This is a genomic window from Acaryochloris sp. IP29b_bin.148, from assembly GCF_028285565.1.
Lineage (GTDB): Bacteria > Cyanobacteriota > Cyanobacteriia > Thermosynechococcales > Thermosynechococcaceae > Acaryochloris.
In genome coordinates, this window is sequence record NZ_JANQOY010000104.1 from 1 (window position 1) to 9,482 (window position 9,482).

12 protein-coding genes and 1 pseudogene are annotated in these 9,482 nt (G+C 49.1%); 6 read left to right on the forward strand and 7 right to left on the reverse strand.

The window, feature by feature from the left end; all coding sequences use genetic code 11:
* The 5 genes and pseudogenes from psbF to bioD form a co-directional block, all read left to right on the forward strand.
* A pseudogene (gene psbF, locus Q0986_RS09805) lies at positions 1-79 on the forward strand (cytochrome b559 subunit beta); the annotation flags it as partial.
* Between the two features lie 9 nt (positions 80-88).
* Positions 89-205: a photosystem II reaction center protein L gene (locus Q0986_RS09810; protein ID WP_299408973.1), complete on the forward strand. Its 117-nt coding sequence runs from the start codon at positions 89-91 to the stop codon at positions 203-205.
* 91 nt (positions 206-296) lie between these two features.
* Positions 297-413: a photosystem II reaction center protein J gene (locus Q0986_RS09815; RefSeq protein WP_010476185.1), complete on the forward strand. Its 117-nt coding sequence runs from the start codon at positions 297-299 to the stop codon at positions 411-413.
* A gap of 520 nt (positions 414-933) precedes the next feature.
* Positions 934-1,323, forward strand: a complete 390-nt coding sequence (locus Q0986_RS09820) for a phosphate-starvation-inducible PsiE family protein (RefSeq protein ID WP_299408986.1) — start codon at positions 934-936, stop codon at positions 1,321-1,323.
* Positions 1,324-1,345: 22 nt separating this feature from the next.
* On the forward strand, positions 1,346-2,050 hold the full coding sequence (gene bioD / locus Q0986_RS09825; RefSeq protein ID WP_299408990.1) for a dethiobiotin synthase: 705 nt from the start codon (positions 1,346-1,348) through the stop codon (positions 2,048-2,050).
* Here the strand turns inward: bioD and Q0986_RS09830 are convergent.
* The 6 genes from Q0986_RS09830 to ribD all read right to left on the reverse strand — a co-directional run bounded on the left by Q0986_RS09830 (position 2,047) and on the right by ribD (position 8,578).
* Positions 2,047-2,514, reverse strand: coding sequence for a hypothetical protein (locus tag Q0986_RS09830; protein WP_299408993.1), 468 nt, complete (start codon positions 2,512-2,514; stop codon positions 2,047-2,049). The genes bioD and Q0986_RS09830 overlap by 4 nt on opposite strands.
* A gap of 188 nt (positions 2,515-2,702) precedes the next feature.
* Entirely contained in the window at positions 2,703-2,936 is a 234-nt protein-coding gene (locus tag Q0986_RS09835) for a hypothetical protein (RefSeq protein ID WP_299408997.1), read from the reverse strand.
* A 116-nt stretch (positions 2,937-3,052) separates the two neighbouring features.
* Complete coding sequence (locus Q0986_RS09840) at positions 3,053-3,547, reverse strand: hypothetical protein (protein ID WP_299409000.1); 495 nt, start codon at positions 3,545-3,547, stop codon at positions 3,053-3,055.
* Between the two features lie 129 nt (positions 3,548-3,676).
* Positions 3,677-5,779 carry a flavin-dependent dehydrogenase gene (locus tag Q0986_RS09845; protein ID WP_299409003.1) on the reverse strand — a complete coding sequence of 701 codons (2,103 nt, stop codon included), beginning with the start codon at positions 5,777-5,779 and terminating at the stop codon, positions 3,677-3,679.
* A gap of 240 nt (positions 5,780-6,019) precedes the next feature.
* Positions 6,020-7,189, reverse strand: a complete 1,170-nt coding sequence (locus tag Q0986_RS09850; RefSeq protein WP_299409008.1) for a pyridoxal phosphate-dependent aminotransferase — start codon at positions 7,187-7,189, stop codon at positions 6,020-6,022.
* A 222-nt stretch (positions 7,190-7,411) separates the two neighbouring features.
* Positions 7,412-8,578, reverse strand: a complete 1,167-nt coding sequence (ribD, locus tag Q0986_RS09855; RefSeq protein WP_366918555.1) for a bifunctional diaminohydroxyphosphoribosylaminopyrimidine deaminase/5-amino-6-(5-phosphoribosylamino)uracil reductase RibD — start codon at positions 8,576-8,578, stop codon at positions 7,412-7,414.
* A gap of 173 nt (positions 8,579-8,751) precedes the next feature.
* Between ribD and Q0986_RS09860 the strand changes: the two genes are divergently transcribed.
* Positions 8,752-9,198, forward strand: a complete 447-nt coding sequence (locus tag Q0986_RS09860; RefSeq protein ID WP_299409013.1) for a hypothetical protein — start codon at positions 8,752-8,754, stop codon at positions 9,196-9,198.
* A 139-nt stretch (positions 9,199-9,337) separates the two neighbouring features.
* Here the strand turns inward: Q0986_RS09860 and Q0986_RS09865 are convergent, their stop codons facing one another.
* Positions 9,338-9,475, reverse strand: coding sequence for a photosystem II reaction center protein K (locus Q0986_RS09865; protein ID WP_010473496.1), 138 nt, complete (start codon positions 9,473-9,475; stop codon positions 9,338-9,340).
* Between the last annotated feature and the right edge of the window lie 7 nt (positions 9,476-9,482).

Genomic DNA, 9,482 nt, shown 5'->3' on the forward strand with positions numbered 1-9,482 from the left:
GTTGGCTGTTCATACCCTAGGTGTCCCGGTTACCTTCTTTCTGGGTGCAATCGCAGCTATGCAGTTCATTCAGAGATAGGAGACGTTAATGGCAACACCCAATCCGAATAAGCAACCCGTAGAGTTGAATCGTACATCGCTCTATATTGGCTTGTTACTTGTTCTTGTTTTAGCTTTATTGTTCTCGAGCTACTTTTTTAACTAACATAAAATTTCGTTTATCCATTTGATAAGCGCTTTTGAGAACAAACTATTCTATGCATAAACTTTGCTGGTAATTTTAGGAGGAAAAGTCTGTGGCAGATGGAAAAGTTCCATTATGGCTAGTAGGGACAGTCGCAGGGACCGCCCTCATTGCAATTGTAGGTCTCTTTTTCTATGGAGCATATGCAGGCTTGGGTTCTTCCCTGTAAGCTAGCATTTTTGCGATATCTAAAAGGGGAGTCAGTTAGCTGACTCCCCTTTTTAATTAGGATGCTTGTTATGACTTCTTGCTATACAAAACCGTCCATTAAGCAAAGGCGGTTATTGGGACTATATGGCATCAGTGGATGAGGTATCCGCCACTCATTATCCTTCACGCTCAACATAATAGAAGAAGGCTGTCATAGCGGCTCCACCGCCGATTAAAATAACCAAAGGAGTCATAATTGTGGGTAAAATGTCGCTGATCATAATCAGATTCCTATGAAAAAGGGCAAAACGATAATACAGATAATCTAAGCGGCTTAGCAATCGCTAAAAGACTAGCAAGATTAGCTGTATCACTACAGCTCCCTTATTATCTGGTGCGAGTGCCATCGAATCAAGTTTCTGTAATAGGTTGATTATTAACTTTGATATCTAAATTGACCTGTTCAATGGCCTATGAAGCGTAACCCTTGAACAAGAGATCGAATTGCCAGAGCTTTGAGTGATGCATCTTTTCTGCGCATGTTGCACTGGTTAGAAGGAACCGTTGCCAAGATTGTATCGATAGCACTGATTATTGTTATTTTTTTTGCGCTCTTCGACCTTGGATATACGGTGATCCAGGAGTTGTCGATGGAACCTATCGGCTTCTTTAAATCAACGTTATTGGAGATCTTTGGTCTCTTCCTTAATATCTTGATTGCTCTAGAGTTGCTGGAAAATGTCCAAGCTTACCTCGATCATCAGGGAGTGCAGGTGCAGTTGGTGGTTGCAACGGCTTTGATCGCCGTGGCTCGGAAGCTAATTATTTTCGACTTTGCGAAATCGTCCGGTTTAGATCTATTAGGGTTGGCAGCAGCCATCTTCTCCTTATCCATTAGTTATTGGTTAGTTCGTCAACTTAAGAAATAGTCAGTGTAGGAAGAACACGGTTGTGGCACAAACTTTGTTAATCAGCGGTACGGACACAGAAATCGGGAAAACGGTGATCACCTCATCGCTATTGTCCTATTGGCAGATGTATCGATCCCATGAAAGCGTTGCGGTCTGTAAACCGGTGCAATCCGGTCCGGGCGATCGTGAACGATATACTCACCTGTTTCAATTACAGCAATCCGCTGAATCGATTAACCCTGTCTATTTTGAGCAGCCCCTTGCTCCACCTTTAGCCGCAGACCATGCTGGTCAAACGATTGACCTATTACCAGCATGGCTAGCCTTGCAAAGGTTACAAAGCCAGTTTGATTGGGTATTAGTCGAAGCCTTAGGGGGATTGGGATCACCCGTCACCCATGAATTGACTGTTGCTGACTTAGCCCGAGACTGGCGGTTGCCGATCCTGTTAGTCGTCCCCATTCGCTTGGGATGTATTGGACAAGCGGTTGCACATGTAGCCTTAGCTCGCCAGTCACAACTAGAGGTCAAAGGGATTATTTTGAACGCTGCGCAGCCGTTCTCTCCTACAGAGATTCAACAATGGGCTCCCGTTGCCATGATTGAATCTCTCACTCAAGTTCCTGTTTTGGGCATGGTCCCCTATTTAGATGATTTAACCCACCTAGAGCAGTTAGCCACTGTCGCCTCCCAATTGGACTTAGAAGCGTTGGGCGATCTCTCGTATGCCCCGGTAGGACCTTAAGTTTGGAGTCGGAATTTCCAGGATAGGTAGCGGGGAAACTGGTGGAATTCCGCCAATATCAGGAGGGCGATCAGGCTGTGAGTAACAAACACAACGCCCAGCCAGAGCAGATGGAAGGAGTCACCTGTACTGTTGGGTAATGGTGGAAAAATATGATGAACACCCCAAATTAAAGCGGGCGGTACAACAGCAAGACTGGTGCAAAGTATCCAAATACCCAACGGAAAATCGATATCCGGATGATGGAGGGGGTGCCATCGCTGTCCTTTCCACTGCCAGCTAACCGCTTGCTGACCATCCGCTAAGCAAATGGATTGTTGGGGGAGATTAGCCGTAAAAATATGATGGCAAAAGCTACAGGAAAACGCATCCATTAGCACCAAGTTTGTGAGTTGACCGTGGCGACAAAGCGGGCAAGGGTAGCTTTGTTCGTAGTTTAGAGCAGTGGAAAGGAGCTGAGTCATAAACGCTCCGGGGGGTAAACCATAGACAGATCACCCCCCATCCTACACTGCTTCTTAGGGGTAGTTTGTTGAATCAGATACGAACAGCATCCGCTGCATCAACAAAGGAGATGGGCGCCATAGGCCAGTTTGGTAATTAGCTCAACCGACTAGGCAGCAAGGAAACCTGTCATTATCCCCAGTTTTCACTAATGGCAGTAGTCTGTGGCCACGGCTTGCTTCTGTACCTCCGTTTGTAGCTGCTGGAGAAGCAGCTCTACCTGAGCGTTGATATCTAAATACTCAGCCTGATGATCGGAGTGATAGTGGTGCCTAACTTTATCAAACAGACGTGCATCAGTGGGGGCCACCGTCTGCTTTGCATCAGTTCGTGGAGTAGGGGTACCTTTTGAGGATTCAGCAATGATTGTTTGGCTAGTCATTTCTACTCATCCACTTACGTGCGACCACAATTCTAGATCGGAATTCGCTGCGATGCGGGGCACCTATGGAACACTTTCTAAATTGCCTCCTTCGTCTAAAAATGGGGGCCATCTTGCTAGCTGGACGGGGTCTGATGGGTCGGTGAGGGGTCTGCCGGGGCTTCATCGTGGGTTGAAGCTGAGGAAGATAGGGCGTCTGCAGAACGGAGCGGGAGGAGAGACTTGAGTTCTTTCAGGAGTTTATCTTGCTCCTGTTGGTGATGGTTTAAGCGTTTCAAAATGGAGATGACTTGATCTTGCGTTTTGTCTTTGGGGGAACGACCAAATTTCGTTTTTGGGCCATTTAGGGGGGCGGTGCCTTTTTCCAATAGCCATCTCACCAAGGAATAGGGAGACTTCACAATTGAGAATAGGAGATGTTTAATCCCACTACTGAGCCAACCTAGCAAAATCTGCACAATGGCCAGCACCACTAAGAGACTGAGCACAGCCAAAAGCGGATGAGCCACCATCCACGATAGGGCAGGATAACTATCTGCTAAACTTTGGAGCCACCGTTCTAGGATAGTCTGCATCGGATTAATCGCTAAGTTTAAGTGCCAAAGACCCATACAAAACCCTCAACTAGGATGTTTACAGTAATGTTGCCATGGCTGTTGGCCTTACTATACGGCTTTGTTCCAAGCAAGTTCAAATACTGCTTTGGAGGATATCTTCGATCTAGCGGTAGGCCAGGTTCACTAATGGGGAAGGCTAGAAACGGTTTCTGTGGCTGAGGATTCGATCGCAGGGGTATCTGCAATGGCCAGGTCTGTCAGTGGCGGCAGATGCAACATCAGTTTGGGTTTACCGATACCATACGTTAATCGATAACTCCAACTGAGAAGCCGGAGCCACGTTTGAGGCCAATACTGAGCAAGGGGCTGTTGCCAACGCTGCAGTAATTGGGGTAACCACCCACTAAATAGAAAGGAGAGGAGGGCAGCCCAGGTAAAGGTGAAATACGTCGGTACCCAACTAAAGAGTTCTTTGAATCCAATCGCACGAGCAACCCACCAAGGGATTTTGGGCATGCGCAGGCCTGCTTTAAGGATGGTTCGCGTCATAAATAACCATCCGCCTCGATCTTTGATAAAGTCATCGACTTCATCTGGGGGTTCAGTACTGAGAACGCCAAAGAACGCATTGAGGATGGCGTTAATCCAATAGGGAGGCAAGGTGGTTTGCGGTTTTGCCATCATGCCTCGGGAAAAAATCCAGGTGGCGGCAAGATTATCTTGGTAGGCGTTGACCAATCCGAGATCTTCACCTGACACGAGATTGTGCTGGAGGGCAGTGTGTAAAAGATGGGTGACTCGGGGTAAGTTGCGCACTAAAGACCCAAACCCGGTAAAGATCAGGGGAGAGTTGAGGGACGCGGCATCGCCAATGGAGAGGATGCGATCGCACCCCGGCAACCGATCCTGAGCATTGCGACTAAAGCGTCCTGGAATATAGCCAAAGGCCGCCTTGCGCCATTCCAACTGGTCTAAATCACAGCGACGATAGTCCGGTAAACAAGCAAAGAAATCTTCAAATAGCTCTAGTAGGGACCCCGGATTCTCTGGGGAAATCTGATGGTAGTAAAACAAATAAATGGTGATATCGTTACCTTCTCCCGGAAACATTTCCCAGATCAGTTGGCGACCGCGGCTGGTATCGCCATTCGTGAATAGAGGTTCTCCATAATCCTGGTCCCAGACGCCCGAAGCAAAGCCATCTTTAACGACGCCGCCAATGGTGGGACAAACGCTATCAAAGGCCTGACCGCCATTAATTTGCTGAGCAATTTGCGACGCTGTACCCATGGCATCGATCAGCAATGTGGACTGCATATACGACACTTGATCGGTCTTTAAGTCCCGCACTTGAATGGTGACCGCGTCGGATTCCAAGTAGGCTTGCTCGAATTCAGTGCACTCAAAAATTTGGCCACCAGCAGCCAGCAGCTTTTCGCCACATAACTGCAGCAGCCGATCACAGTCCATCGCCACATTGAGAACGGTGGGGGTATAGAGGACGGAAGACCGAGCTGCAGGCGGATTATTGCCGCTAAAAAATAGATTGAAATTATCTTGGTATTCACGAGCAATCAACGTTTCCAGCTCGTCTGTCGTTAGCAGCCCCACATCCACTAGCGTTTGTAGCTCACTTCGTGAAATATTCCACTCTCGATTCATGCGGCCAAATTTGATCCGCTCGACAAGCGCCACTTTGTAGCCCAAACGCGCCATCATTGCCGCTGTTAAAGCCCCTAGCGCACCGCCAACAATTACCAAATCCCAGGTGGAATCGGGCTGAGCAGGCGGAGCAGATTCAACAATCGGCTGAACTTTGGGCGGTTGAGGACCTAGTTTAACCGTGTCTCGCCAGCGTTTCTCCCACCAATAGGCACGCTGCAAATCTGCTTCGCCGTTAGGGATATTCTGGAAGTACTTGGCCGTTAATGGATAATGAGGCGCTAGGGCAGAAAAAATATCCGTTTGGGCTAGATCAATCTCTGGGAAAGGTTTTGGAGCATAGGGAAAGGCGGATTTGAGCGTGGCTTCAAAGGAACGAAGCCATGCTTGTTGGCCTGCTAATGGCTGGTCTGACCATTGCATCACCTTGAGATAAGTGGTGTTGAGATGCCGCCACAAAAACACAACTAATTTTGCTGAACCTGCGGTAATGTGGATCCCTGAAGTGGTGGGTGTGACAACGCTAGTGCTTAAGCCCAGCATGTCTGCTGTTTGCTGATGCAACCAAGTTTGAACAGCAGCGAGATCCGGCGTGGGAATTTCCAGGTAAAGAAGTTGTTTCATGAGTTGGGCAAGCCCCTAAACTGCACGGCTCTGGGTTGTCTCGCGGAGCATAAAATGTGAGTATCATACCCAAAGGAGTGGATGGGCAAAGCAGTTATCCATTAATCAGTGAATCTTATGCAAAGCATACCGTTTGATCGGAAACAACGGCGGAGATTGCTAAGCTTTGACACATTTATTGGGGCTTTAGGGCTGAGCGCGAGCCACTTTCAGGCCGATGTGGGTCACTAGAGAGGGGAGCTAATGGCTCAGGGATGAGATAAACTGCGCCAATCGCTCAATACCTTGCTCGATACTGGTCTGGTCTGTGGCATAGGACAGCCGAATACATGGGTCGGCCCCAAAAGCCACACCGGGCACCGCCGCCACATGGAATTGTTCTAGTAAGGCTTCACAAAATTCGATGGAGCCTAAACCCGTGCAGCTAATATCTGGGAACATATAAAATGCACCCTGGGGCCGTGGACAGGTGACACTGGGAATATCGGTTAGGAGCCGAAACATGAGCTGACGCCGCTGATCAAAGGCTTGGCGCATGGACTCAACACAGTCTTGGGGACCTTCAAGGGCTGCGATCGCACCATATTGAGCAAAAGTACAAACATTAGAGGTGCTATGGCTCTGCAAGCGCCCCACGGCTTGGATCAATTCTAAGGGACCCGCTAGATAACCAATCCGCCATCCGGTCATCGAGTAGGCTTTGGCAAAGCCATTGCTAATAATGGTTTGCTGAAAGGCGGCCTCACTGACGGCGCCAATACTGAGCTGCTCGGCATCATCGTACAGAATTCGTTCATAGATTTCATCCGACACCACCCAAATCTTGGCAGCAACAATAATATCGGCCAGAGCGGCAATCTCAGCTGGGGTATAGACCATCCCCGTCGGATTCGAAGGAGAGTTGAGCACTAATAAACGGGTGTGGGGTGTAATCGCGGCTTGTAGCTGGGCAGGCGTAATTTTAAATCCGGTTTGGGCATCCGTTGCCAAGGTGACTGGAGTTCCCCCCGCCAATTTCACCATTTCTGGATAGCTGAGCCAATAAGGGGCCGGAATCAGCACTTCATCTCCGGGGTTGAGCAGCACCTGCATCAAGTTATAAAGAGATTGCTTACCTCCGTTGGTGACCAGTACATTCTCGGCCTGGAAATTTAAACGATTTTTGTGCTGTAGTTTATGGGCAATCGCTGCTCGCAGTTGTGGTTCACCCGGTGCGGGGCCGTATTTAGTTTTCCCCTCATCTAACGCTTGTTTAGCCGCCGCTTTAATGTGATCGGGCGTGTCAAAATCGGGTTCCCCAGCGCTAAAACTCAAAACATCAATACCGTCAGCCCGCATTGCTTTGGCTTTTGCTGAGATGGCTAAGGTCAAAGATGCAGACACCTGACCAATGCGATCTGCCAGTTTCATGCTGACTCCGAGATTGAGGACGGGGGGCTATTTCGACTAGCATACCTCACCCCATCAAGGAGCAAATCAGAATTCCCTCTTAAGAAATTACAGGTTGACCAGAGGAACGTTGTGCCGTGCAATCTTTGGCGCAATATCTTTGACGCAATGATGAGAGGAGCTGCCCCCATCACTCATGCTAGTTCTGGCTCAAATCTTTATGGAGAAAGGAGTGAGGAGAAACTATTCTCTAGTTGATTGCTTGGGTAAATATCCTTCTACGAGGCAATCTTCTCCGACAATATGCCAACGCACTTGTTCGAGTTGAAGGGCCTCCGTCATTTTATTGAATCCCAACTCTCCCACAGGTGAGGGGGCATTTTGGCCACCCACAATTTTGGGAGCAATAAATGCCAGAACTTTTTGCACAGAACCATCTGCGATCGCACGGGCAGCCAACGTTCCTCCGCATTCCCACAAAACCGACAGTAGCTCCTGTTGGCCCAAATAAGCCATCACGGTGTGTGGCGTCAGTTCATCTAAATTAATCACCTCTACCCCCTGCTGTTCTAGGTATACTTGCCCCTTAGGGTTAGGATGACCTTGCGTTAGCACAGTCGTGGGGGCCACTGCTGTATTCCACAAATGTGCGGTTTGCGGTAAATCAAGGGTTCGGCTCAACACCACCCGCAGCGGATTATTTGGAGGCCGATTCGCATCAGCCTGATGATGGGTCGTTAAATGGGGATTATCACGGCGTACCGTATTGCCACCCACGATCACGACATCACAGGTGGCCCGCAGTTGATGAACATGGGTGCGAGCCACTTCCTTCGTAATCCAAGCGCTATGGCCTGCTGACGTTGCAATCTTGCCGTCTAAGGTCATGGCATATTTAAGAATACCAAAGGGACGCTGATGCAATACGCGATGCACAAAGGCCTCGTTGACGCGTTGACATTCAGCTTCTTCCACTCCCACGATCACCTGAATACCAGCAGCTCGGAGCCGCTCAATTCCCTGACCCGATACCCGTGGATCTGGATCGACCATCCCCACAACAACGGTCGCCACCCCAGCTTTGACCAGCGCTTCCGAACAGGGTGGAGTGCGGCCAAAGTGATTACAGGGTTCTAAACTCACGTAAGCCGTTGCCCCCTTAGCTTTGCTACCTGCAGCTCTCAGGGCGAATACCTCTGCATGGGGTTCTCCCGCCTTCGGATGATAGCCTTCCCCCACAATTTCCCCATCCCGCTCAATCACACACCCGACCAGCGGATTCGGAGTGGTAAAGCCAGCGGCCTGCTTTGCCAGCTGTAAACAACGCCGCATCATTTGCTGGTGGTGCAGGTCGCTATTCACAGTATTGGTCTGGAGAGAGGGCTGGTCTGACAAAGGATGAATCTCCATTACGGCTATTCACTCAACAGGACTACAGGGGGGCAGGCATATCCTTACTCTAGTTGAGCGTAACGTGGAATGGGGCTGAGACGGTATCAATCAATTCGCTTTCTCAGAAATCGCAACAAATCGCCCAGCCTCATGAGTACACTGAAAGGCATACATCAAGTCCCACACTGCATATGATTACCCCAATTCTCTCGTTGCTTTGTGTCGGGGTAGCCTATGGTCTCCTGGGCTGGCACCTCTCGGCTTATCATATCGGCTGGGCGATGGGGTCCTGGTTTGTAGCGATTTCCCTGACCATATTGCTGTTTTGGGGAGAGGAAGTGACCAAGCGGATGTTCCGTTTGGGACCCAGAGGGGTGATATCAATGCTGATCTTAAGTGGAGTCATTACGATGGCTGTGGCCGCGTCCACCCTCTTCGGCATGATTGTTGTGCTCTTAGCTTCCCAAACGCTGGCCCGCTTAGAATTACAATCAGCGGGACTTAACCGGCGCCTCACCCTTTTGCTGATGGTGCTTTTGTCGATTGGTACACTCAGCGGCGGTTGGATCGTGGGCAAGAACTATTACCATAGCAGTCCATATTGGCTGACCTCTTTTCTCGGCTCCAGCCTCTTCTAGGCGTATCGATAACCAACAAAAAAGGAAGCGATCACTCACTTCCCTTTACAGCGTTAGGAATGGTTCCTGCGGCTGAGTTATATCAAAGGCCTGTTAACGGTTTATTAATAAATCAACGGCTTATTAAAATGCGTGTTGTTTACTTAAAACCAACCGCTGCTTGCCAAACGAAAGCAAGCGCCAAGAAGAAAAGTGGAATAACAGGCATAACATCCACAATCGGGCTAAAAACGGAGAAGGCTTCAGGTAGTTTCGCCAACAGCAGAACTGCTTCCATGAATAAA